The organism is Spongiibacter sp. IMCC21906 (assembly GCF_001010805.1).
Classification (GTDB): domain Bacteria; phylum Pseudomonadota; class Gammaproteobacteria; order Pseudomonadales; family Spongiibacteraceae; genus Spongiibacter.
This window is the reverse complement of sequence record NZ_CP011477.1, coordinates 945,001-969,711: the sequence shown is the minus strand read 5'-3', so window position 1 is coordinate 969,711 and position 24,711 is coordinate 945,001. Positions and strand designations below refer to the sequence as shown.

Annotated in this window: 17 protein-coding genes, 5 tRNA genes and 2 rRNA genes (1 of these 24 only partly in view); all 24 read right to left on the bottom strand. The window is 50.2% G+C overall.

Annotated features, from left to right (window positions below):
• Nucleotides 1–29: 29 nt before the first annotated feature.
• Nucleotides 30–2,138, bottom strand: a complete 2,109-nt coding sequence (fusA, locus tag IMCC21906_RS04470; protein ID WP_047011163.1) for an elongation factor G — start codon at nucleotides 2,136–2,138, stop codon at nucleotides 30–32.
• 36 nt (nucleotides 2,139–2,174) lie between these two features.
• Nucleotides 2,175–2,645, bottom strand: coding sequence for a 30S ribosomal protein S7 (gene rpsG, locus IMCC21906_RS04465; protein WP_047011162.1), 471 nt, complete (start codon nucleotides 2,643–2,645; stop codon nucleotides 2,175–2,177).
• Between the two features lie 100 nt (nucleotides 2,646–2,745).
• Nucleotides 2,746–3,120: a 30S ribosomal protein S12 gene (gene rpsL, locus IMCC21906_RS04460; protein ID WP_047011161.1), complete on the bottom strand. Its 375-nt coding sequence runs from the start codon at nucleotides 3,118–3,120 to the stop codon at nucleotides 2,746–2,748.
• A gap of 142 nt (nucleotides 3,121–3,262) precedes the next feature.
• Nucleotides 3,263–7,480: a DNA-directed RNA polymerase subunit beta' gene (gene rpoC / locus IMCC21906_RS04455; protein WP_047011160.1), complete on the bottom strand. Its 4,218-nt coding sequence runs from the start codon at nucleotides 7,478–7,480 to the stop codon at nucleotides 3,263–3,265.
• A gap of 80 nt (nucleotides 7,481–7,560) precedes the next feature.
• Nucleotides 7,561–11,637, bottom strand: coding sequence for a DNA-directed RNA polymerase subunit beta (gene rpoB, locus IMCC21906_RS04450; protein WP_047011159.1), 4,077 nt, complete (start codon nucleotides 11,635–11,637; stop codon nucleotides 7,561–7,563).
• Between the two features lie 181 nt (nucleotides 11,638–11,818).
• Nucleotides 11,819–12,196: a 50S ribosomal protein L7/L12 gene (gene rplL / locus IMCC21906_RS04445; RefSeq protein ID WP_047011158.1), complete on the bottom strand. Its 378-nt coding sequence runs from the start codon at nucleotides 12,194–12,196 to the stop codon at nucleotides 11,819–11,821.
• Between the two features lie 60 nt (nucleotides 12,197–12,256).
• A complete protein-coding gene (rplJ, locus tag IMCC21906_RS04440; protein ID WP_047011157.1) occupies nucleotides 12,257–12,784 on the bottom strand; it encodes a 50S ribosomal protein L10 in 528 nt (175 codons plus the stop codon).
• A gap of 307 nt (nucleotides 12,785–13,091) precedes the next feature.
• Nucleotides 13,092–13,787, bottom strand: coding sequence for a 50S ribosomal protein L1 (gene rplA, locus IMCC21906_RS04435; RefSeq protein ID WP_047011156.1), 696 nt, complete (start codon nucleotides 13,785–13,787; stop codon nucleotides 13,092–13,094).
• Complete coding sequence (rplK, locus tag IMCC21906_RS04430; RefSeq protein WP_047011155.1) at nucleotides 13,788–14,219, bottom strand: 50S ribosomal protein L11; 432 nt, start codon at nucleotides 14,217–14,219, stop codon at nucleotides 13,788–13,790.
• Between the two features lie 99 nt (nucleotides 14,220–14,318).
• Nucleotides 14,319–14,849, bottom strand: coding sequence for a transcription termination/antitermination protein NusG (gene nusG, locus IMCC21906_RS04425; protein WP_047011154.1), 531 nt, complete (start codon nucleotides 14,847–14,849; stop codon nucleotides 14,319–14,321).
• Between the two features lie 10 nt (nucleotides 14,850–14,859).
• Nucleotides 14,860–15,225, bottom strand: coding sequence for a preprotein translocase subunit SecE (gene secE, locus IMCC21906_RS04420; protein ID WP_047011153.1), 366 nt, complete (start codon nucleotides 15,223–15,225; stop codon nucleotides 14,860–14,862).
• A 70-nt stretch (nucleotides 15,226–15,295) separates the two neighbouring features.
• A tRNA-Trp gene (locus IMCC21906_RS04415) sits at nucleotides 15,296–15,371 on the bottom strand.
• Between the two features lie 59 nt (nucleotides 15,372–15,430).
• On the bottom strand, nucleotides 15,431–16,654 hold the full coding sequence (gene tuf, locus IMCC21906_RS04410) for an elongation factor Tu (protein ID WP_047011152.1): 1,224 nt from the start codon (nucleotides 16,652–16,654) through the stop codon (nucleotides 15,431–15,433).
• A 102-nt stretch (nucleotides 16,655–16,756) separates the two neighbouring features.
• A tRNA-Thr gene (locus IMCC21906_RS04405) sits at nucleotides 16,757–16,832 on the bottom strand.
• Between the two features lie 29 nt (nucleotides 16,833–16,861).
• Nucleotides 16,862–16,935: transfer RNA gene (locus IMCC21906_RS04400), tRNA-Gly, on the bottom strand.
• Between the two features lie 33 nt (nucleotides 16,936–16,968).
• Nucleotides 16,969–17,052 (bottom strand) — tRNA-Tyr (locus IMCC21906_RS04395).
• A gap of 92 nt (nucleotides 17,053–17,144) precedes the next feature.
• Nucleotides 17,145–17,220, bottom strand: a tRNA-Thr gene (locus tag IMCC21906_RS04390).
• A 46-nt stretch (nucleotides 17,221–17,266) separates the two neighbouring features.
• Nucleotides 17,267–17,920, bottom strand: a complete 654-nt coding sequence (locus IMCC21906_RS04385; protein WP_047011151.1) for an SPOR domain-containing protein — start codon at nucleotides 17,918–17,920, stop codon at nucleotides 17,267–17,269.
• Nucleotides 17,921–18,664, bottom strand: coding sequence for a type III pantothenate kinase (locus tag IMCC21906_RS04380; protein WP_052763362.1), 744 nt, complete (start codon nucleotides 18,662–18,664; stop codon nucleotides 17,921–17,923).
• 2 nt (nucleotides 18,665–18,666) lie between these two features.
• Nucleotides 18,667–19,641 carry a bifunctional biotin--[acetyl-CoA-carboxylase] ligase/biotin operon repressor BirA gene (birA, locus tag IMCC21906_RS04375; protein WP_047011150.1) on the bottom strand — a complete coding sequence of 325 codons (975 nt, stop codon included), beginning with the start codon at nucleotides 19,639–19,641 and terminating at the stop codon, nucleotides 18,667–18,669.
• Between the two features lie 80 nt (nucleotides 19,642–19,721).
• Nucleotides 19,722–20,195, bottom strand: a complete 474-nt coding sequence (gene styC, locus IMCC21906_RS04370) for a styrene-oxide isomerase StyC (protein ID WP_047011149.1) — start codon at nucleotides 20,193–20,195, stop codon at nucleotides 19,722–19,724.
• Between the two features lie 24 nt (nucleotides 20,196–20,219).
• The gene (locus IMCC21906_RS04365) at nucleotides 20,220–21,779 is read right to left on the bottom strand and encodes a long-chain fatty acid--CoA ligase (protein WP_052763361.1); all 1,560 of its coding nucleotides are present in this window, start codon (nucleotides 21,777–21,779) and stop codon (nucleotides 20,220–20,222) included.
• A 643-nt stretch (nucleotides 21,780–22,422) separates the two neighbouring features.
• Nucleotides 22,423–22,538: ribosomal RNA gene (gene rrf, locus IMCC21906_RS04355) — 5S ribosomal RNA — on the bottom strand.
• A gap of 169 nt (nucleotides 22,539–22,707) precedes the next feature.
• Nucleotides 22,708–24,711 (bottom strand): 23S ribosomal RNA (locus IMCC21906_RS04350) (it continues 893 nt past the right edge of the window).

Below are 24,711 nucleotides of genomic sequence, written 5' to 3'. Positions count from 1 at the left end.
TTATATCCTCATATCTAAGATGTTGAAAATCAGCCTTTATTCTTGGCCATAATTTCTTCAGCAATATTGCGCGGTGCCTCAGAGTATTTTTCAAACTCCATGGTAAAGGTTGCGCGCCCCTGGGTAGCACTACGCAGATCCGTAGCGTAACCAAACATTTCAGCAAGCGGCACTTCCGCATTAACCACCTTGCCAGAAGTCCCTTCTTCCATACCCAGAATCATGCCGCGACGACGGTTAAGATCGCCTACCACATCACCCATATTCTCTTCTGGAGTAACAACTTCGACCTTCATCATTGGCTCAAGCAAAACAGCACCGCCTTCCTGGGCGAGCTTTTTAGTCGCCATAGACGCAGCAACCTTAAATGCCATCTCATTAGAGTCAACGTCGTGGTAAGAGCCGTCATACAGAGTTGCTTTCAAGCCCAACAGAGGATAACCGGCCAAAATACCGTTCTGCATCTGCTCGGCAATCCCTTTTTCTACCGCAGGGATGTACTCTTTAGGCACCACACCACCGACAACCTCATTCGCAAACTCAAGGCCTTCAGCGTTAGCATCTTCACCCGGCTCAAATCGAACCCAAACATGACCAAACTGACCGCGACCACCAGACTGACGGACAAATTTACCCTCAATCTCACAGGTGTTGCGAATCGCCTCACGATAGGCAACCTGAGGCTTACCAATGTTCGCCTCAACGCTAAACTCACGGCGCATACGGTCAACTAAGATATCCAGGTGAAGCTCACCCATACCAGAGATAATGGTCTGGCCGGTTTCCTCATCCGTCTTAACGCGGAAAGAGGGATCCTCTTGTGCCAACTTACCAAGAGCAATACCCATCTTCTCTTGATCAGCCTTTGACTTCGGCTCTACCGCAACAGAAATTACCGGCTCAGGAAATTCCATGCGCTCCAAAATAATGACATTATTCGGGTCACACAGCGTGTCGCCCGTCGTCACATCTTTCAAGCCGATAGCCGCAGCGATATCACCCGCCAACACTTCTTTAATTTCTTGACGGTCATTTGAGTGCATCTGCACCATCCGACCCACACGCTCTTTCTTACCCTTGACAGAGTTCAGCACCGCAGTACCGCTCTCCAACTTACCTGAGTAAACCCGAAAGAAGGTTAACGTCCCCACAAACGGGTCCGTTGCAATTTTGAACGCCAGCGCAGCAAAAGGCGCATCATCATCAGCAACACGCTTGGCAACAGTTTCGTTTTTGTCGTCCAGCGTACCTTCAATCGCCTTAACTTCTGTTGGCGAAGGCATATACTCAATCACGGCATCCAAAACAGCCTGAACGCCTTTGTTTTTAAAGGCTGAACCACCAAAGACAGGGATAATTTCGTTTGCCAATGTGCGCTGACGGATACCCGCTTTAATTTCCTCTTCAGACAGCTCACCGCCCTCGAGGTATTTTTCCATCAACTCATCAGTCGCTTCCGCAGCAGCCTCAACCATATACTCACGCATTTCTTCGCAAGTATCCTGAAGCTCAGCAGGAATATCTTCATAAGTGAAAGTCATGCCCTGGTCTTCCATATTCCAGATAATGGCTTTCATCTTAACCAGGTCGACAACACCGCGGAATTCGTCTTCGCTACCAATCGTCATCTGCATTGGCACCGCATTAGCACCCAGACGATCACGCAACTGCTGAACAACACGCGTGAAATTTGCACCCGCGCGATCCATTTTATTTACGAACACCATGCGAGGTACTTCGTATTTGTTAGCCTGACGCCAAACCGTTTCAGTCTGCGGCTGAACACCAGAAGAACCACACAACACAACAACAGCGCCATCCAGAACACGCAACGAACGCTCTACTTCGATAGTAAAGTCAACGTGCCCCGGGGTGTCGATGATATTGACGCGATGCTGATCAAACTGCTGCTGCATGCCCGCCCAAAAACAAGTAGTCGCCGCAGAAGTAATGGTAATACCACGCTCCTGCTCCTGCGCCATCCAGTCCATGGTTGCCGCGCCGTCATGCACTTCACCGATCTTATGAGACAGACCAGTATAAAAAAGAACGCGCTCGGTCGTTGTAGTTTTACCAGCGTCGACGTGAGCACAGATACCAATGTTGCGGTATCTGCCGATAGGAGTTTTACGTGCCACGATGTATTCCCCAGAAATTGGATTGAATGTAGGCGATTAGAAACGGTAGTGAGAGAAAGCCTTGTTGGCTTCTGCCATACGATGCACGTCTTCACGCTTCTTAACTGCAGAGCCCTTGCCCTGAGACGCATCGATAATTTCACCAGCCAAACGCTGACGCATGGATTTCTCACCACGGCCACGAGAGTAATCTACCAACCAGCGCATTGCTAGCGCAGTACGGCGACTTGGACGCACTTCAACAGGCACCTGATACGTGGCGCCACCAACGCGACGAGACTTAACTTCAACCATGGGCGCAATATTCTCCAGCGCCTCATCAAAAGCCTCGATCGGATCTTTTTTCATCCGATCTTCAACCAGGTCCAAAGCTCCATAGACAATGCGCTCTGCAACCGATTTTTTACCACTGACCATTACGTGGTTCATGAACTTAGCGAGGGTGAGATTTCCGAATTTAGGATCCGGCAGTATTTCTCGCTTCGCGGCGACGCGTCTTCTTGGCATGACGTGCTTTCCTCAGTCTTCAGGGTAATCCAGGCAACACTCGCTTGTTTAGCGAAGGACCCAGCCTTACTCAAGGTTAATAGATAATGGGCGACCTAAATTATGCTTTAGGACGCTTAGTGCCGTATTTAGAACGGCCTTGCTTACGGTTATTTACACCGGATGTATCCAGGCTGCCGCGCACTGTGTGATAACGCACACCGGGAAGGTCTTTTACACGACCACCACGGATCAGCACCACACTGTGCTCTTGCAGATTGTGGCCTTCACCACCAATGTAAGATGAAACTTCGTAGCCATTAGTCAGGCGTACACGACACACCTTACGAAGCGCAGAGTTCGGCTTCTTAGGGGTGGTGGTGTAAACACGAGTACACACACCACGGCGTTGAGGACAAGCCTGCAGAGCAGGAACGTCACTTTTGGCCGCTTTGCGTTTTCTCGGCTGACGGACCAACTGATTGATCGTTGCCATTAGTAAAACTCCAAAAACAAAAGGCCAGCACATAATGTGTTAGCCGCCACACCATCGACCAAAATCGACAGCATATAGAAAAAGTGGAGCGCGAATTCTAAAGACGCGCTCCACTCTAGTCAAGAGACGGTGTTTAACCTTCTCAGTTATTTTCGCTCAACGCTTCCGTCAACGCCGCTTCCACATCTTGAGCCGACACACTTGATGTTGCTGCGCCCGCCTCACGCTTCAGTTTGCGATTACGGTGATACGCCAAACCGGTACCCGCTGGAATCAATCGACCCACGACAACGTTTTCTTTCAAGCCACGGAGATGATCGCGCTTGCCGGTAACAGCAGCCTCGGTCAACACTCGCGTTGTTTCCTGGAAAGAAGCCGCAGAGATGAACGACTCTGTCGCCAATGACGCCTTGGTAATACCTAGCAATTCGCGCTCGAAGCTGGCAATAATTTTATCGCCTGCCGCCAATATTTCGTTTTCTTCTTCCACACGAACATATTCAGCTTGCTCGCCTTTGATAAAGGAAGAATCACCCGCCGCAAGAATATTGACCTTGCGCAGCATTTGACGACAGATTACTTCGATGTGCTTATCGTTGATCTTAACGCCCTGCAGACGGTAAACGTCCTGAATTTCGTTAACGATGTACTTGGCAAGCTCTTCAACGCCTTTCAAGCGCAAAATGTCGTGAGGACTCAACGGACCTTCTGAAACGATCTCGCCTTTCTCAACCTGCTCACCTTCGAACACCGTCAACTGGCGCCACTTAGGAATCAACACTTCGTAGTGATCGCTACCATCGGCCAAAGGCTTGCCATCAGCAGGGGTGATCACCAAACGACGTTTACCCTTGGTCTCTTTACCAAAGCTAACGGTACCAGAGATTTCTGCCAAAATTGCTGGCTCTTTGGGCTTACGCGCTTCAAACAAGTCTGCAACCCGTGGCAAACCACCAGTGATATCCCGAGTCTTTGAGCTCTCCTGTGGGATACGAGCGATGATGTCACCTACCTTAACTTCAGCACCATTTTCCAAACTGATAATAGCGTGATCGGTTAAGAAGTAGTGAGCTGGTACATTGGTACCCGCCAAGCAAAGCTCGTCACCGTTTTTATCCACCAACGTGACAGCGGGACGCATATCTTTCCCCGCCGCAGGACGCTCAGACTGCTCCATAACAGAAATGCTGCTCAGACCTGTCAGCTCATCTGTTTGACGCTTAACGGTAATCCCCTCTTCCATGCCAGACATCTTCACGATACCTGCCACTTCTGTGACGATGGGGTGAGTGTGGGGATCCCAAGTTGCAACGATGTCACCCGCTTTGGCCTCTGAACGATCAGCCACCTTAATCAACGCACCATAAGGCAGCTTGTAGCGCTCGCGCTCACGGCCACTGCTATCGGTAACCGCCAGTTCACCAGAACGACTTACCGCCACCAACAGGCCATCAATACGCTCAACATACTTCAGATTGTGCAAACGCACCTTACCGTCTTGCTTAATCTGAATGCTATCGACTGCCGTTGCTCGCGATGCCGCACCACCAATATGGAAGGTCCGCATGGTCAGCTGAGTACCGGGCTCACCAATGGACTGAGCCGCGATAACACCAACGGATTCGCCGCGGTTTACCAAGTGGCCTCGGGCGAGGTCACGGCCATAACACATAGAGCACACGCCATGACGCGTATCACAGGTGATAGGCGAGCGGACTTCGATTTCATCGATACCCATCTCTTCCAGCTCGATAATGCCTTTCTCATCCAGCATCACACCCGCGGCAACAGCAACGTCGTCAGAACCAGGAATTAATACATCCTTCGCCACGATACGACCCAGTACGCGATCACCCAGGGTTTCAATAATGTCGCCACCCTCGATAACAGGCGTCATCAACAACCCTTGATCTGTACCACAATCATCTTCAGTAATGACCACGTCTTGGGCTACATCAACCAAACGACGGGTCAGGTAACCCGAGTTAGCTGTTTTCAGTGCCGTATCCGCCAAACCTTTACGCGCACCGTGAGTCGAGATGAAGTACTGCAGTACGTTCAAACCTTCCCGGAAGTTTGCCGTGATGGGTGTTTCGATGATGGAGCCATCAGGCTTGGCCATCAAACCACGCATACCCGCCAACTGACGAATCTGAGCCGGGCTACCACGAGCACCTGAATCCGCGTAGATATACACGGAGTTGAAAGAGTCCTGCTCTTCCTCTTCACCGTCGCGGTTAATCACCGTCTCTTTTGACAAGCCTTCCATCATCGACTTGGAAACCATGTCGTTGGCACGAGACCAGATATCGATAACTTTGTTGTACTTCTCACCCTGTGTTACCAAACCGGAGGCATACTGCTTCTCGATTTCGACAACTTCAGCATGGGCCGCATCAACGATCCGAGCCTTGGCTTCTGGAATTTCAAAGTCATTAACACCAATGGATGAGCCAGAGCGAGTGGAATACTCAAACCCGGTGTACATCAACTGGTCACCCAGAATAACCGTCGCTTTCAAACCAACTTTACGATAACACTCGTTCAGCAGTCTTGAGATCGCCTTCTTTGTCATGGTCTGGTTAACCATGTCAAAGGGCAGACCTTCGGGAACAATGCGCCACAACAGAACACGACCAATGGTGGTATCAACCACGTGGCGTTTCTCGTGACGAACACCTTCCTCGTCGTAATTAACCTCTAACAAGCGACATTTGATACGCGCTTGCAGGTGTGCTTCGCCAGAAACATAGGCGCGATGCACTTCTTCAGGATTGGAGAAACGCATGGTTTCGCCACGGGCATTTACCCGAGCTCGTGACATCCAGTACAAACCCAACACCACGTCCTGAGACGGAACAATGATGGGCTCACCGTTAGCAGGCGACAGAATGTTGTTAGTCGACATCATCAACGCACGGGATTCAAGCTGAGCTTCCAGTGTCAACGGTACGTGTACCGCCATCTGGTCACCGTCAAAGTCGGCGTTGTAAGCTGCACAAACCAGCGGGTGCAATTGAATCGCCTTACCTTCGATCAATACAGGCTCAAAGGCTTGAATACCCAAACGGTGAAGCGTCGGTGCGCGGTTTAGCAGTACGGGGTGCTCGCGGATAACCTCGGCAAGAATATCCCATACTTCTGGCGGCTCACGCTCAACCATTTTCTTGGCAGCTTTAATCGTGGTCGCCAAACCCCGGGCTTCCAACTTACCAAAGATAAAGGGCTTAAACAGTTCCAGCGCCATCTTCTTAGGAAGACCACACTGATGCAGGCGCAAAGTAGGGCCAACCACAATGACCGAGCGGCCAGAGTAATCTACCCGCTTACCCAACAAGTTCTGACGGAAACGACCCTGCTTACCTTTGATCATATCAGCAAGTGATTTCAATGGACGTTTGTTAGAACCCGTAATAGCACGACCGCGGCGACCATTATCCAACAATGCATCTACCGACTCTTGAAGCATCCGCTTTTCGTTGCGCACAATGATGTCTGGTGCGTTAAGATCCAGCAGACGCTTGAGACGGTTATTCCGGTTAATTACCCGGCGATACAAGTCGTTCAGGTCAGACGTCGCAAAACGACCACCATCCAGCGGCACCAGCGGACGCAGATCCGGCGGCAGTACTGGCAGTACCTTCATGATCATCCACTCTGGTTTGTTACCAGAGTCAGCCAGCGCCTCAATCAACTTCAAACGCTTGGACAACTTCTTGATTTTCGTTTCGCTGTTGGTAGCAGGCACTTCTTCACGAAGACGATTAATCTCTTCGGTCAGATCCAGCTCCATCAGCAGGTGCATAATCGCTTCAGCACCCATCTTGGCAACAAACTCGTCACCAAATTCTTCCATAGATTCAAAGTACTGCTCATCACTCAGCAGCTGACCTTTTTCCAAGGTCGTCATGCCCGGATCAGTCACGACATAAGATTCAAAATACAGAATGCGCTCAATGTCCCGCAGGGTCATATCAAGCAACAAACCGATACGGCTAGGCAGTGACTTCAAAAACCAAATGTGAGCGACTGGGCTGGCCAACTCAATGTGGCCCATACGTTCCCGACGCACTTTCGCCAGCGCAACCTCAACACCACACTTCTCACAAATGACGCCGCGGTGCTTCAGGCGCTTATATTTGCCACACAGGCACTCATAGTCTTTTACCGGACCAAATATTTTGGCACAGAACAGGCCGTCACGCTCAGGCTTGAAGGTACGATAGTTAATAGTTTCCGGCTTTTTAACTTCGCCGAAGGACCAGGAGCGAATCAGCTCCGGTGACGCCAGACCAATACGAATAGAGTCAAATTCGTCGTTCTGCTGTCCCTGTTTCAGTAGATTCAATAAATCTTTCAAGGCCGTTCCTCCGCAAGGGGTTTATTCAGGCGCCGCACTCGATAATCGAGCCGGCGCCCCTTGCCAAATGTTGTGGATTCTTATTCCGTGTCCAGCTCGATATTGATACCGAGTGAGCGGATTTCTTTGACCAATACGTTAAAGGACTCGGGCATACCCGGTTCCATCCGCTGATCACCATCAACAATGTTCTTGTACATTTTGGTACGACCGTTCACGTCGTCCGATTTGACCGTCAGCATTTCTTGCAAGGTGTAAGCGGCGCCGTATGCTTCCAGAGCCCAAACTTCCATCTCACCAAATCGCTGACCACCAAACTGCGCTTTACCACCCAGCGGCTGCTGAGTAACCAAGCTATAAGACCCCGTAGAACGTGCATGCATTTTATCATCGACCAAATGGTTCAACTTAAGCATGTACATGTAACCTACGGTTACCGGGCGATCAAACTCCATGCCGGTCCGGCCGTCGTACAATTTCAATTGGCCGCTGTCGGGCAAGTCGGCAAGCTTAAGCAGGCTCTTGATTTCGCCTTCGTTGGCGCCATCAAATACCTGGGTTGCCATAGGCACCCCGCCGCGAAGATTACCCGCCAATTCAACAATCTCTTGATCACTGAAGCTGTCTAGCTCTTCTTTACGACCAGCGCCATCGTTATAGATTTCGCCCAAGAAGCCACGCAGCTCAGACACGGCACGCTGCTGACGCATCATGTCGTCAATCTTCATGCCCAGACCTTTAGCGGCAAGACCAAGGTGCATTTCCAGGACCTGACCTACGTTCATCCGCGAAGGTACACCCAGCGGGTTAAGCACGATATCAACCGGCTCACCGCGATCGTCGAAAGGCATATCTTCTACAGGCATAATGACCGAGATAACCCCTTTGTTACCGTGACGCCCCGCCATCTTATCGCCAGGCTGAATGCGGCGCTTAATCGCCAAATACACTTTTACGATTTTCAGAACGCCAGGTGCCAAATCATCGCCAGTGGTCAATTTGCGTTTTTTGATTTCAAAACGCTCTTCTAGACTTTTACGATGAGCCGCCAACTGCTTATCGGCATCTTCCAACATGGCATTAAGCGCTTCGTCATCCATCCGCAGCTTAAACCAGTCATCCTTTTTCAAGTCACCCAACTGCGCATCGCTAAGCTCGTCGTTTTTCTTAACGCCGGGACCACTCAAGGCTTTTTGGCCTTTCAGTGAACGCGCCAAGTGAGCATAGGTAGCCTCTTCAACAATGCGGTATTCCTCGTTCAAATCTTTACGGAATTGATCGAGCTGCATTTTTTCAATTTCTAATGCGCGCTTGTCTTTTTCCAAACCGTCCCGAGTAAAGACTTGAATATCGATAACCGTACCTTTAGTGCTAGACGGCACACGCAAGGAGGTATCTTTTACATCAGAGGCTTTCTCACCGAAGATGGCACGTAGCAGCTTTTCTTCTGGCGTCAGTTGCGTCTCGCCTTTTGGCGTCACCTTACCAACCAGAATGTCACCAGGACCAACTTCCGCACCGATATAAACAATGCCGGACTCGTCCAAGTTAGCCAGCGCGCCTTCGCCCACATTGGGAATATCAGCAGATATTTCTTCAGGCCCCAATTTGGTATCACGCGCAATACACGTCAATTCTTGAATATGGATAGTGGTGAAGCGATCTTCTTTTACAACACGTTCAGACACCAAAATCGAGTCTTCAAAGTTGTAACCATTCCAAGGCATAAATGCGATACGCATATTTTGCCCAAGAGCCAACTCTCCCAGATCCACTGATGGACCATCGGCAAGAATGTCACCGCGAACAACCACATCCCCTTCACGCACTATAGGGCGTTGGTTGATACAGGTATTCTGGTTTGACCGGGTGTACTTGGTCAGATTGTAAATATCAACAGGAGGTTGACCAGCTGAAACCTCTTCGTTGTCGACACGAACCACAACCCGAGAAGAATCAACACTGTCGATCACACCGCTGCGGCTGGCAACCACACAAACACCGGAATCAGAAGCGACATAACGCTCAAAACCGGTACCAACCAAGGGCTTATCTGCACGCAATGTTGGCACTGCCTGACGCTGCATGTTCGAGCCCATCAAAGCACGGTTAGCATCATCGTGCTCGAGGAAGGGAATCAACGACGCCGCAACGGAGACCACCTGCTTAGGTGAGACATCCATGTAGGTGACTTTTTCTGGCGGCATTACGGTGAATTCGTTCATATGACGAACTGCAACCATTTCGTCGGTCAACTCACCCTTTTCATTCATTGCCGCAGAAGCCTGGGCAATTACCTGCTCCGCCTCATTTATCGCTGACAAATATTCAAAATCGTGGGTGACCTTACCGTCAATAACCTTGCGGTAAGGACTCTCCAAGAAACCATACTCATTGGTGCGAGCATAGGTTGCCAAAGAGTTGATCAAACCGATATTTGGACCTTCAGGCGTTTCGATTGGGCAAACCCGACCGTAATGCGTCGGATGAACGTCACGAACTTCGAAGCCCGCACGCTCACGCGTCAGACCACCAGGCCCAAGCGCAGAAACCCGGCGCTTGTGGGTGATTTCTGACAAGGGGTTGTTCTGATCCATAAACTGAGACAACTGCGAAGAGCCAAAAAACTCTTTCACTGCCGCAGCAACAGGCTTAGCGTTGATCAGGTCTTGAGGCATCAAACCTTCGCTTTCAGCCATCGACAAGCGCTCTTTTACAGCACGCTCAACACGAACCAGCCCTACACGGAACTGATTCTCAGCCATCTCGCCAACACTACGGATACGACGGTTACCCAAGTGATCGATATCATCAACCACACCTTTACCGTTACGGATATCCACCAGCGTTTTCAGTACCGCAACTATATCGCCTTGGTCCAGGGTACCTGGTCCAATAATCTCTTCGCGGTGCAGACGACGGTTAAATTTCATCCGTCCGACAGCCGACAAATCGTAGCGCTCAGGAGAGAAGAACAAGTTCTGAAACAGGTTTTCCGCTGACTCTTTTGTTGGCGGCTCACCGGGACGCATCATCCGATAGATTTCAACCAGCGCTTCCAACTGGCTATTTGTCGGATCACTACGCAATGTCTCACTAATAAACGGACCGCAATCCAGCTCATTGGTGTACAAGGTTTCAATTTCGGTAATGCCCGCTTCCGAAAGCTTTTCCAAAACTTCTGCAGTGATTTCTGTATTACAGGGGTAAAGCAGCTCACCTGTGGCGGTATCGACAACATCTTTGGCAAGCGAACGACCAACCAAGTACTCAACCGGCACTTCCAGCTCTTTAAGCTTGGATTTTTCTAGCTGGCGAATATGACGAGCGGTGATACGGCGACCCGTCTCAACAATGACCTCACCATCTTTACCGCAGATATCAAAGGTCGCAACCTCGCCACGAAGACGCTCAGGAATCAGCTCGATGGTAAAGCCGCCTTTCTCAGACAACTTGAACGAGTTGACATCAAAGAAGAGGCTCAGAATTTCTTCTGCAGACATCCCCAAGGCTCGCAGCAAAATTGTTGCTGGCAGCTTCCGACGACGGTCGATACGCACAAAGACTAAATCTTTGGGATCAAACTCAAAGTCCAACCAGGAACCACGGTAAGGAATGACCCGCGCTGAGTACAGCAACTTACCAGAAGAATGGGTCTTGCCGCGATCATGATCAAAGAACACACCCGGCGAGCGGTGCAACTGGGAAACAATGACCCGCTCAGTCCCATTAATAACAAACGTGCCGTTTTCAGTCATGAGCGGAATTTCGCCCATGTAGACTTCTTGCTCTTTAATATCTTTAATACTTTTGTTGCTAGACTCTTTATCGTAAATGATCAACCGGACCTTTACGCGCAACGGCACAGAATAGGTGACGCCACGAAGCTGACATTCATTCACATCAAACGCTGGCGCACCCAAGTGGTAATCCACGTATTCCAACGCGGCGCTGCCTGAGTAGCTAACTATAGGGAAGATAGATTTAAATGCGGCATGAAGACCGTGCTCGCCACGCTCTGCTGCAGGAATGCCCTGTTGCGTGAACTTTTTATAGGAATCCAACTGAATCGCAAGGAGATAAGGCACATCCATGACGTGCGGCATCTTGCCAAAATCCTTACGGATACGTTTTTTCTCAGTGTACGAGTAAGCCATCAGTACTCCCCAGCATCATTACTTGATACGACGCAATCGGCGCCCATATCGTTAGTGCAACAACTCGCGGTTGCTGCAGATCAAGGCTTCGCCTTAACCTGAAATTCTCAAACAGCAAAAGGCCGGCGGGAAAACCCACCAGCCTCGCTTGAGATTGACCGTATGCCGGTCAACAAGCAACTTACTTCAGCTCGACAGTAGCGCCAGCTTCTTCTAATTGCTTTTTGGCTTCTTCTGCGTCTTCTTTTGAAGCAGCTTCTTTAACAGTAGAAGGCGCGCCATCTACCATTTCTTTAGCTTCTTTCAGACCCAGGCCAGTGATGGCACGAACAGCCTTGATAACATTAACTTTCTTCTCACCAACGCCACTCAGAACAACGTCAAACTCTGTTTGTTCTGCAGCAGCGGCACCAGCTTCTGCAGCAGCGGCCGGAGCAGCAGCTACAGCAGCAGCGGCAGTTACGCCGAACTTCTCTTCCATTGCTTCGATGAGCTCGACAACTTCCATTACACTCATTTCCGCAATTGCATTCAAAATATCGTCTTTTGACAGAGCCATGTTAAAACTCCCTACTGTGTCAGTACTAAAAAATTAAAACCGTTTAAAAAAATGCCGCAATTACGCAGCTTCTTTCTGATCGCGAACTGCTGCCAGTGTACGAACCAATTTGCCAGGCACTTCGTTCATGGTACGGACCAGCTTGGTTGCCGGCGCTTGCATCACACTCATCAGCATTGACAGTGCTTGCTCGCGGGTTGGCAATTTCGCCAGAACGTCCAGTTGCTCTGCACCCAGTAATTGGCCACTAACCGCCAGTGCTTTTACTTCAAAGTCGTCGTTTTCTTTCGCGAAGTCTTTGAAAATACGCGCCGCAGCACCGGGATCTTCCATTGAAAACGCCAACAGAGAAGGGCCTTTAAAAGCCTCCTCAGCGCACTCAAAATCAGTACCCTTTAACGCCAACTTGGCCAATGTGTTACGCACTACACGCAGATCAACATTTGCCTCACGGGCTTGCTTGCGGAGCTCCGTCATTTCGCTCACTGTACACCCACGGGCGTCAGCGATAACCAATGACATTGCACTTGCGGCAGTCTCGTTAACACCAGCTACAATCGCTTTCTTGTCTTCGAGTCTTAATGCCACTTGGATAACTCCTGGATTTGTCAGTTACTTACCGTAAATTTGCTCCTAACGGGGCAAACCCTTACTTGGTGAACAAATCCGTTCCACCATCTGCGTAGGCCAGTGCCGGTAACATCGCCGAAGCAACACACCAATTAAGAAGCAACACCCTTTCAGATATTGCCTCGCCTACGGTCTTTGATGGCCTTTGTTTCTTGACACAGCAGGTCAATGTCAAAGACCTCAAAGCTTTTAGAGCGATATTGCCACTCTAAAATTCAGTGCGGATCATCACTTATCGCTAAGCCATAACCCACCGAATAGATATTTAAGCAGAAAGGCTGCTCTGATCGATCACCACACCCGGCCCCATCGTTGAGGACAGTGTAATTTTCTTCATGTATACGCCTTTTGCTGAAGCAGGCTTAGCCTTTTTCAAATCAGACAGCAGTGCTTCTAAATTTTCTTTCAGGGCAGAAGCATCAAACTTAATGCTTCCGATGGCGCCATGAATGATGCCATTTTTATCTGTACGGTAACGAACCTGTCCCGCCTTAGCATTTTTTACTGCAGTTTCAACATCTGCAGTAACAGTACCCGTTTTAGGGTTAGGCATAAGACCACGAGGCCCCAAAACCTGGCCCAACTGACCGACAACGCGCATAGCATCCGGAGAGGCAACAACAACATCAAAATCCATCATGCCGCCTTTAACCTGCTCGGCCAAATCGTCCATACCCACAAAATCAGCACCCGCTGCTTTTGCTTTTTCTGCATTCTCACCCTGGGTGAAAACAGCTACACGCACATCTTTACCTGTACCATGAGGCAGGGTTGTTGCACCACGTACCGCCTGGTCAGATTTACGCGCATCGATACCAAGATTCACAGAAACATCAACCGCTTCTACGAACTTCACTGTAGAGACTTCTTTTAACAGCGCTACCGCTTCTTCGAGACTGTACTGCTTACCAACAACCACTTTCTCACGAATTGCCTTTTGGCGCTTAGTTAGCTTAGCCATTTACACACCCTCCACTTCGATACCAGCGGCACGAGCACTACCGGCAATTGTACGAACCGCTGCGTCCATATCTGCAGCTGTCAGATCTGGCATTTTCAAAGTAGCGATTTCTTCAAGCTGCGCCCGGTTTACTTTGCCAACTTTTTTAGTGTTGGGAGTACCGGAGCCACTTTTGATACCAGCCGCTTTTTTCAGCAAAAACGAAGCCGGAGGCGTCTTGGTGGTAAAGGTGAAACTACGATCAGAATAAACCGTAATAACAACCGGAATCGGCATACCGTTTTCCATGCTTTGAGTTTCAGCATTAAACGCTTTACAAAATTCCATAATGTTCACACCGTGCTGACCCAAAGCAGGACCAACCGGGGGACTTGGGTTTGCGCTGCCAGCGGCAACTTGAAGCTTAATATAAGCTTGGATCTTCTTAGCCATTGCTTTCTCCTAATTGGGTATTAACGCCTCAAAGCTTTTCAGCCTATTTTGGCTCCCCGTTGCAAACACCCTCAATCATCAAACTGATTCAGAGCTTTTTTACGTTTTCTCTACCTGGCCAAAATCAAGCTCAACCGGGGTAGAACGACCAAAAATCAACACTGCTACATGCAGGCGATTCTTTTCATAATTCACCTCTTCGACAACCCCGTTAAAGTCATTAAACGGACCATCGACAACCCGGACCATTTCACCCGGCTCAAACAGCGTTTTAGGCTTAGGCTTGTCGCCACTCTCTACTCGCTGCAAAATAATATTGGCTTCTTTTTCAGTGATTGGCGCAGGCTTATCCGCCTTACCACCAATAAAGCCCATGACACGAGGCGTCTCCTTCACCAGGTGCCAAGTGTCATCATCCAGCTCCATCTGAATCAGCACGTAACCTGGAAAAAACTTGCGCTCACTCTTGCGCTTTTGACCACCGCGCATCTCCACCACTTCTTCAGTGGGGACCAACACATCTCCAAAGCGCTCATTAAGACCCGACAGGTCAATACGTTCTTTCAACGCTAAAGCAACTTTCTTCTCATACCCGGAGTAGGCATGTACCACATACCAACGCTTTGCCATTACCCCACCTCTAGCCGATTACCATGGAAGCCAGGAGACCCAGCAGAGAATCCAGACCCCATAAAATCAACGCAGCGACGATAACAAATGCCACTACAATTAACGTTGTCTGCGTACTCTCTTGACGCGACGGCCAAACCACCTTGCGAATTTCGGTTCGCGCACCTTTTAAAAGCCCAACGAACGCAGCACCTTTAGCTGTTTGCGACGCAACAAAACCCGCAACTATCGCCAGCGCCAGCAGAGCCAAAACCCGATAAAGCAGGGACTCGCCCGAGAAATAAATATTGCCGCCAATACCCACTGCTACCAGCAGCATCACAACCAGCCACTTAAGGCCATCGAATCGGCTAGCGTCTTCCGCCTTAGCTACCATTGATCAGACCACATCCTTTTTGCTAAGCGCAAAACACCACTTCGCATTCACGAAGCGGTGTCAACGTAAGTGGCAGGCCAGGAGGGACTCGAACCCCCAACAGCCGGTTTTGGAGACCGGTGCTCTACCAATTGAACTACTGGCCTACTGTCTTAAGAGACCCCAAACGAGGCCTCGATATTTTCCTGCCTTACCTAACCGCCGATTACTCGACGATTTTAGCGACAACACCCGCGCCGACAGTACGACCACCTTCGCGAATCGCGAAGCGCAGACCATCTTCCATCGCGATAGGCGCAATCAATGTCACGTCCATCTTGATGTTATCGCCAGGCATTACCATTTCAGTGCCTTCAGGCAGCTCACACGCACCTGTCACGTCCGTAGTACGGAAGTAGAACTGGGGGCGGTAGCCTTTAAAGAATGGCGTGTGACGGCCACCCTCTTCTTTAGACAGCACGTAAACCTCAGCTTCAAAACGCGTATGCGGCTTGATAGAACCGGGCTTAGCCAATACTTGACCACGCTCAACTTCGTCACGCTTAGTACCACGCAACAGCACACCTACGTTCTCACCAGCGCGACCTTCGTCAAGCAGCTTGCGGAACATTTCAACACCCGTACAAACGGTTTTGGTGGTGTCGTGGATACCGATAATTTCGATTTCGTCGCCAGTCTTCAAAATGCCACGCTCTACACGGCCGGTTACAACCGTACCGCGACCAGAGATAGAGAACACATCTTCAATCGGCATCAGGAACGGCTGATCGATAGCACGCTCTGGCTCTGGAATATAGGTATCCAGCGCTTCAACCAATTTAGCAACAGCGGTTGTACCCAGCTCGTTGTCGTCTTGGCCATTCAATGCCATCAATGCAGAACCGGCAATGATGGGCGTATCGTCGCCAGGGAAGTCGTAGGTATCGAGCAGCTCACGCAGCTCCATCTCTACCAATTCCAGCATTTCGTTGTATTCTTCGCTGCCTACGCCACCACAATCTTCTGCCAGCAAGTCAGCTTTATTCAGGAAGACAACAATAAACGGCACACCAACCTGACGCGACAACAGGATGTGCTCACGCGTTTGAGGCATTGGGCCGTCTGTGGCGCCACATACCAGAATCGCACCATCCATCTGCGCCGCACCGGTAATCATGTTTTTCACATAATCGGCGTGACCCGGGCAGTCAACGTGGGCGTAGTGACGAATATTAGAGTCATACTCAACATGAGAGGTCGCAATGGTGATACCACGCGCTTTTTCTTCTGGCGCGTTATCGATACCATCGAAAGCTACCGCTGTACCACCAAACACCTCTGCACACACGCGGGTCAATGCCGCTGTCAGGGTAGTTTTACCGTGGTCAACGTGACCAATGGTACCCACATTGATATGGGGCTTATTACGTTCAAACTTCTCTTTTGCCATTGCGACAGCCTCCTAGCGGACCTTTTCGTCTAGTCACTAATTTTCGTCAAGCCACTATAAAAAGACAAAAGCCGACCCTTCGACTTTTGTCGCCATAATTAATGGAGCTCATAACCGGATTTGAACCGGTGACCTCTTCCTTACCAAGGAAGTGCTCTACCGACTGAGCTATATGAGCACCGAAAAACCTGTTCAGCCGGCTCAAACTGGAGCGGGTAGCGGGAATCGAACCCGCACCATCAGCTTGGAAGGCTGAGGTTCTACCATTGAACCATACCCGCAAAAACCTGTTCGCTGGTACTTTAAATAAGTAATGGTGGTGGGGGGTGGATTCGAACCACCGAAGCTTGCGCGTCAGATTTACAGTCTGATCCCTTTGGCCACTCGGGAACCCCACCACGAAAAAAGCGAAACATTTTGCTTAGCGCTCAATAACTTGTCAACAAAATACAACAAGCCTTCGTTTCACTTGAGCCTCACGCGAAATGATTGGAGCTGGCGAGAGGAGTCGAACCCCCGACCGGCTGATTACAAGTCAGCTGCTCTACCAACTGAGCTACGCCAGCACACATAACCATGTCGCTTTCAAACGAGGCGGGCATTCTAGTCGAACTATTTCCAAGACGCAACGAGATTACAGTTTTTTTTCTCTGCACTGGCCCCATCATTTTTCTTATTAAACAACTGCCTGCGCGCCTCTTCTACAGAACCCTGTTCAGGCGCACCCTCCAAAACCACCCAGTAGCGCAGCTCTGCTTGCTCTAAGCGACGAATCTGCGCTTTGTAACCCTTATCCCGCATACGCTCAGATTGCAGCTTGGCGCGCTTCGCGTCACTAAACAGACCCAAGGAAACCGCATTTTGTAAAGGGCCGCTACGAATAACAAAACTGTCGATCTTTTTTTTGCGTAGCTGCTGATGCTGTTTATTACCTTCTTCATAGGATCCGAATGGGCCCAAATACACCCAAAACTCAACGCCAGAGCTAATCTGTTCTGCTTTTACAGAATACCCCGAAGCACCATCTGCAAACTGCCGCGCAACATCGTATTTTTTATATGGGCCTCTCGCCCAGCAATTAACGGCCGACCCAGGAACTACTGGCGATGCAGATTCAGCAGGCGGCTCCGCCTCGGATAACAATACAATTGGCTCACCCTGCAAACCAACCGGCACCGACACTTCGGCTGCGTCAACATCGTAATAATGATGCCAGTAGTAAAACGCCCCATTTGCCATCAACAATAAGAAGAATACCCAACGCATTTAATCTTCCCTTGCCGACAGCGCGTAGCTTAGACCATCCATAACCAGTTCTTCACGGTAATGCCAGCCCTCTGCCTGCGCACCAAACGCCGCCATAACCGTCATGGCGTCGCCGCCACAGATAAACACATCATAAGCCTCTGTCCAGTATTCTTGCGCCCACGTTAATGCCTCTCGCACTGCCCCTATAATGGCCAGCCATTTGCCGTGATGCACACACTCTTCTGTGCTGACACCCGGCGCCAAACCAAATGACTGCGCCTCCGCAAACCGCACCCTGCCCGTATGAAGCCCCAAGGCCTTACTTAACAACGGCACACCCGGAATAATGTAGCCTCCAAGATGACAGCCATCGGCATCAACAAAATCGATAGTCAACGCAGAACCAATATCGATAACAAGGCTTGCCCGAGAAAACTGCTGATACGCAGCCACCATTGCCAGCCAACGATCCACGCCCATCCGGGACTCATCTTGATAGACATTGCGAACACCCGCGCACTCGCGCTGAGATTTAGCCACCAAGGCAGCTATCCCATGAGCACGAAGCTGCTCAATAATAGCTGCCTCCCGCGCCACATCGGCAACCGAAGCGATCCTCGCCAGCTGCACTGAGACAGGCAGACTCAACAACAGCTCAGCAATACTTTCCAGCCGCCCACCAGACACCCGCACGCCGCCATCAAGAAGACGCCACTTTATAGTACTATTACCAACATCCAATTCTAGCACCGGGGCTGTCATGCTCACGAAGTTTGACTCCTCACGCTCACCTCACCCCCCTTAAAAACCTGCCTAACGCCATCCACATTCAAAACGAGGCCGCCACCTGAATCGACTCCAGAAGCAACACCTGACACCCACTTATCTCCCAGCTGCACCATTACCTCACAATCTTTATAAGCGTCTAATGATGACCATTCATCTCGGAGTTCAGCAAAGCCTCTGCGAGAAAACTCCGTCAACACATTCCATAGGTGCGAGACTAACGTCGCCGTGAATGTATTTCGATCAACACACCCAACAATAGAAGCAGCATCTATCCATGGTTGCGAGATGCCTGTCGTTTGAGCTTTTCCCATATCAACATTGACACCGACTCCGACGACGACTTGACACAAGCCTGCGGGGTCCCCTTGCATTTCCAGCAAGATGCCAGCTAATTTTTTATTGTCACACAGCACATCGTTCGGCCATTTTAAGCGAGCAGAAGAAACCCCTATATCACTCAGCGCCCTAGCAACGGCAACCCCTACCGACAAGCTCAAGCCCTCCAAGGCCGCCGCCCCAGACTGAAACTCCCAAACCATAGACAAGTAAACGTTGCGGCCATAAGGGCTTTGCCACTCTCTACCACGGCGCCCACGACCCGCGGTTTGCTGTTCAGCCAAGCAAAAATATCCATGACTACCACCCTGCTGTGCTTTTTCAGCAGCGACAGCATTGGTTGAACCTATGCTGTCAAAAATATCAAAGCCCGCACTGGCGCAGCTTATAGACTCGGGAATCAAGCTAAGGATTTTTTGCTTATCGAGCAAATCTAGACCACCCGCTATGCGATAGCCGCGACCTTTCTGGACCTCAAGCGGCAGGCCCAGCAACTCGAGCTTTTTAAATTGTTTCCATATGGCTGTACGGCTCACGCCGAGCAGTGAGCCAGCTTCTTCACCGGAGTGAAATTCACCATCAGCCAGCAATTGAATAAGTGTTTCTTGGGTCACGCTATCAGCTCCATTTTATCCGCATGAGATAATAACAGAGCCATATTCACGAAACATAAACCCGGAAGACCAACTGTCATTCAGGAAGGCGTTTTGAAGGATTCTTTTGCCAACAAGAATACCGCGACAAGACTAACAATCACAAAAACCAATGCCGAAAGCAAACCAATCACCGCCGCCAGACTGGTCTCACCAAAATGATTGTCGCCAAAGGTTAACGCCCGGTTTGGCGATAGTATTGCCGCAATATAAAAAACCAAATTCGCATAAGCGGTACCAGGAAGCATCCACGCCAACTTACGCTGTAGCGCCTCTGGCGCTGCCATTAAATGCGTCGCCAAAGCAGCTACTACTACTAAAATCCCGTTTAACATGCCACCAACATGGGCACGCGCCCACGCACCTGCGTCCCCGGGAATAGCAAACTCAATAATATTACCTGGGATTACTTCCATGCCACCAACAAGACTTACTAGCAGCCCCACCCCCATACACATCGAAATAAACAATACCGTGAACCCATGCCCCATCATTTTTCGCAAAACTTGATTCATACTCACACCACCCTCATTGACTTATTAAGTAACAGAAAATATTTTCCGTAGCTCCGTTTTTAAAATTTTTCCATTTGAATTTCTTGGCATTGCATCCAGCAGATGCAACTCCTTAGGGAGTTTATACCTCGCTACACTAGGCTCTAAAAAATCAACAGCCTCTTGAAGAGTTAATGATGCATCTGGTTTTAGTACAACAACCGCCAGCACCCGCTCACCCCACTTAACATCTTCGCGGCCGATAATCGCGACTTCTGCAATGGCCGGGTGAGCATACAAAAGGCTTTCTATTTCCGCAGGGTAAATATTTTCACCCCCGCTGATAATCATGTCCTTAAGACGATCACAGATATAGTAAAAACCTTCGTCATCAAAATAAGCACCATCACCCGTTCGATACCATCCCTCAGCATCCAGTGCCTCAGCGGTTAAATCAGGGCGACGCCAATAACCCGGCGTTACGTTACCACCGCGAACACATATCTCACCCGGCACCGCTGGAGAATCAATCGTTCTCCCACTCTCATCAATCAGCTTAACTTCGTTTAACGGGCCCGCCCGACCACAGGAACCCAATTTGGTCTCTGCTCGCTCGGTTTCTAAAAATGCCACTCCCGATGTAGCCTCTGTCATGCCATAGCACTGACTAACAGGCACCCCCCTCTGCCGGTAGGTTTTTAACAATGGCTCAGGAACCGGCGCACCGCCGGCGACGATGAGCCGCATAGAGGAAAAATCTCTTGTTCCAAAACTGGAATGCTGACTGGCAAACAACATCATTGCCGGAACTGCAAAACTCACGGTCACCTGATAACGCTCAATGTCATCTAAATACTGCTGGGGATCAAACGCCTCCTGCAATATCAAGTGGCCGCCACTCATAAGTGTTGGTAACAACACCACACAAAGACCACCAACATGAAACAACGGGGCGCAATTTAGCGTCACATCTAAGGAGGTAAAGTCACTGGTCAAAATCCAGTTCAGATTGTTCGTCCAGATATTACGACTACTCAACATTACCCCTTTAGCATCACCTGTTGTACCCGATGTGTACATTAGCGCCACAGCATCATCAGGGGCAGCATCAGCTGCAGGCGGGAGAGTGCTCACCCTGTCCATCAGCGGCTCTAACTGAAGCCAGCCTTCACACTCCTGCCCAAAACAAAAGTAAGCCTGACAACCCAAAACATCCCGAATCTTCACATCAAATTTACGCGCATGCTCCGGGTCAACCAATAACACAGAGACGTCGGCATCTTTCAGAATCGCCACCAGCTCAGTAGTCGCAAGACGATAATTTAGCGGCACCAAAATTGCGCCGATCCTAGCGACAGCAAACTGGGCAATAAGATTCATAGGGTGGTTAGAGGCAAGAAAACCCACCCGATCACCCTGTTTCACACCTTGCTCATGAAAAACACCTGACAAGAGCTCTATTTCTGCCTGCATTTGGCCGTAACTAACGGTTTGATTCTTAAATGTAACCGCTGGCCGCTCCGGAGCACGAATCGCACGACGGCGAAACCACTCGGCCAGGCAGCTGGGATCCAAGGTTTGAGATTGCTGAGCAACATTAGTCATTATGGTGAGAGTCCGTTATCGCACTCATAAATCAAAGAATATGGGCGCGACTTTTCATCGATTATTTTGTTCGCATCATAACAGCTTACATAGCTTTTAAAAGTGCAATCGGGAAGCGGCCTGAAGAGATGACAACCACTCCAAACGCTTCCCAAAGCGCTCACAGAGCCAGAAGGTGAACTTCCAGAGGCCCATAAAAAAACCCGAGACTCAACTGAATCTCGGGTTTTTAATTAAAGCCTGGCGACCAATCGGCCTTAGCCGATTTGGGCGTCGTCGCGCAGCGAGGACGGTCCGCAGGACCGAGCGCCAGGCGCGAGCCATTGCCGTCGGTCATTGCCAGTTGCCCAGCTTTTTCAGAGCTACAAAGTAAATTGCCCCAACCGAGCTCGGCTGGGGCACTTTGGTTTAGAAGGCTGGCGAGGGCCTGCCCCATGAGCGTTAGCGGTGCTGTGGGTATGACCTACAATGATCAGAAGCATCGCTTCTGACCCTTCGGGCGCCTCCACGATGCTGCGGCGTCCAAACCGGTTCCTACGGAACATCGGTTTGTCACATGGACCCGCTGTAGTGGCAGAAGTTAACCGCAATCCTAAATAAAAAACCCCGTCCAGCGATGCTGAACGGGGTGTTTTATTTAGAAGCCTGGCGATGACCTACTCTCACATGGGGAAACCCCACACTACCATCGGCGATGACACGTTTCACTTCTGAGTTCGGGATGGGGTCAGGTGGTTCCGTGTCTCTATGGTCGCCAGGCAAACTGGCTTGGTGTGTGTTGAGTCTGACTGTCACATTGACATGCTCTTGCACGACCAAATAGGGCGGTAAATAAGCTGATTAAACATGTTTTCTATAGTGCTTTGCAACAATCCAAACGTCATTGCAGTTTCTTGATTTTCTAATGATGACTAAACCACTTGATTATATGGTCAAGCCTCACGAGCAATTAGTACAGGTTAGCTCAACGCCTTACAACGCTTACACACCCTGCCTATCAACGTCCTGGTCTTGAACGGCTCTTTAGGGGAATCAAGTTCCCAGGGAGATCTAATCTTGGAAGAGGCTTCCCGCTTAGATGCTTTCAGCGGTTATCCCGTCCGAACGTAGCTACCGGGCAATGCATCTGGCGATACAACCCGAACACCAGAGGTTCGTCCACTTCGGTCCTCTCGTACTAGAAGCAGCTTTCCTCAAATCTCCAACGCCCACGGCAGATAGGGACCGAACTGTCTCACGACGTTCTGAACCCAGCTCGCGTACCACTTTAAATGGCGAACAGCCATACCCTTGGGACCGGCTTCAGCCCCAGGATGTGATGAGCCGACATCGAGGTGCCAAACACCGCCGTCGATGTGAACTCTTGGGCGGTATCAGCCTGTTATCCCCGGAGTACCTTTTATCCGTTGAGCGATGGCCCTTCCATACAGAACCACCGGATCACTATGACCTACTTTCGTATCTGCTCGACTTGTCAGTCTCGCAGTTAAGCGCGCTTGTGCCATTACACTAACCTGACGATTTCCGACCGTCATTAGCGCACCTTCGTGCTCCTCCGTTACTCTTTGGGAGGAGACCGCCCCAGTCAAACTACCCACCACACAATGTCCTCGATCCAGATAATGGACCTGAGTTAGAACCCCAATAGTACCAGGCTGGTATTTCAAGGTTGGCTCCACTGTAGCTAGCGCCACAGTTTCAAAGCCTCCCAGCTATCCTACACAAGTAATATCAGAGTCCACTGTGAAGCTATAGTAAAGGTTCACGGGGTCTTTCCGTCTAGCCGCGGGTATACGGCATCTTAACCGCAATTTCAATTTCACTGAGTCTCGGGTGGAGACAGCGTGGCCATCGTTACGCCATTCGTGCAGGTCGGAACTTACCCGACAAGGAATTTCGCTACCTTAGGACCGTTATAGTTACGGCCGCCGTTTACCGGGGCTTCGATCAAGAGCTTCGCCGAAGCTAACCCCATCAATTAACCTTCCGGCACCGGGCAGGCGTCACACCGTATACGTCCTCTTTCGAGTTTGCACAGTGCTATGTTTTTGATAAACAGTCGCAGCCACCTGGTCACTTCGACCGGCATCAGCTTAGGGAGCAAGTCCCATCACCAACGCCGGTGTACCTTCTCCCGAAGTTACGGTACCATTTTGCCTAGTTCCTTCACCCGAGTTCTCTCAAGCGCCTTGGTATTCTCTACCTGACCACCTGTGTCGGTTTGGGGTACGGTTTGTTATAACCTGAAGCTTAGAAGATTTTCTTGGAAGCATGGCATCGACGACTTCATCCAAAAGAGGACTCGTCATCACCTCTCAGCCTTAGGGAACCGGATTTGCCTAATCCCCCAGCCTACTAGCTTAAACACGGACAACCAACGCCGTGCTCGCCTAGCCTACTCCGTCCCTCCATCGCAGTTATAACAAGTACGGGAATATTAACCCGTTTCCCATCGATTACGCTTTTCAGCCTCACCTTAGGGGCCGACTAACCCTGCCCTGATTAGCATGGGGCAGGAAACCTTGGTCTTCCGGCGAGGGGGTTTTTCACCCCCTTTGTCGTTACTCATGTCAGCATTCGCACTTCTGATACCTCCAGCAGACCTCTCGATCCACCTTCGCAGGCTTACAGAACGCTCCTCTACCACGCGCAAAGCGCGTCCGCAGCTTCGGTTACACATTTAGCCCCGTTATATCTTCCGCGCAGGCCGACTCGACTAGTGAGCTATTACGCTTTCTTTAAAGGATGGCTGCTTCTAAGCCAACCTCCTAGCTGTCTGAGCCTTCCCACATCGTTTCCCACTTAATGTGTATTAGGGACCTTAGCTGGCGGTCTGGGTTGTTTCCCTCTTGACAACGGACGTTAGCACCCGCTGTCTGTCTGCCGTGATTGTACTCCTGGGTATTCGGAGTTTGCATGGGGTTGGTAAGTC

Excerpts from the sequence above, each read along its gene's own strand:
- IMCC21906_RS04365 (WP_052763361.1), bottom strand. The coding sequence starts at position 21,779 with ATGACTAATGTTGCTCAGCAATCTCAAACCTTGGATCCCAGCTGCCTG.
- tuf (WP_047011152.1), bottom strand. The coding sequence starts at position 16,654 with ATGGCAAAAGAGAAGTTTGAACGTAATAAGCCCCATATCAATGTGGGT.
- rplK (WP_047011155.1), bottom strand. The coding sequence starts at position 14,219 with ATGGCTAAGAAGATCCAAGCTTATATTAAGCTTCAAGTTGCCGCTGGC.
- nusG (WP_047011154.1), bottom strand. The coding sequence starts at position 14,849 with ATGGCAAAGCGTTGGTATGTGGTACATGCCTACTCCGGGTATGAGAAG.
- secE (WP_047011153.1), bottom strand. The coding sequence starts at position 15,225 with ATGGTAGCTAAGGCGGAAGACGCTAGCCGATTCGATGGCCTTAAGTGG.
- rplL (WP_047011158.1), bottom strand. The coding sequence starts at position 12,196 with ATGGCTCTGTCAAAAGACGATATTTTGAATGCAATTGCGGAAATGAGT.
- IMCC21906_RS04380 (WP_052763362.1), bottom strand. The coding sequence starts at position 18,664 with ATGACAGCCCCGGTGCTAGAATTGGATGTTGGTAATAGTACTATAAAG.
- rpsL (WP_047011161.1), bottom strand. The coding sequence starts at position 3,120 with ATGGCAACGATCAATCAGTTGGTCCGTCAGCCGAGAAAACGCAAAGCG.
- styC (WP_047011149.1), bottom strand. The coding sequence starts at position 20,195 with ATGAATCAAGTTTTGCGAAAAATGATGGGGCATGGGTTCACGGTATTG.
- IMCC21906_RS04385 (WP_047011151.1), bottom strand. The coding sequence starts at position 17,920 with ATGCGTTGGGTATTCTTCTTATTGTTGATGGCAAATGGGGCGTTTTAC.
- rpsG (WP_047011162.1), bottom strand. The coding sequence starts at position 2,645 with ATGCCAAGAAGACGCGTCGCCGCGAAGCGAGAAATACTGCCGGATCCT.
- rplA (WP_047011156.1), bottom strand. The coding sequence starts at position 13,787 with ATGGCTAAGCTAACTAAGCGCCAAAAGGCAATTCGTGAGAAAGTGGTT.
- rpoB (WP_047011159.1), bottom strand. The coding sequence starts at position 11,637 with ATGGCTTACTCGTACACTGAGAAAAAACGTATCCGTAAGGATTTTGGC.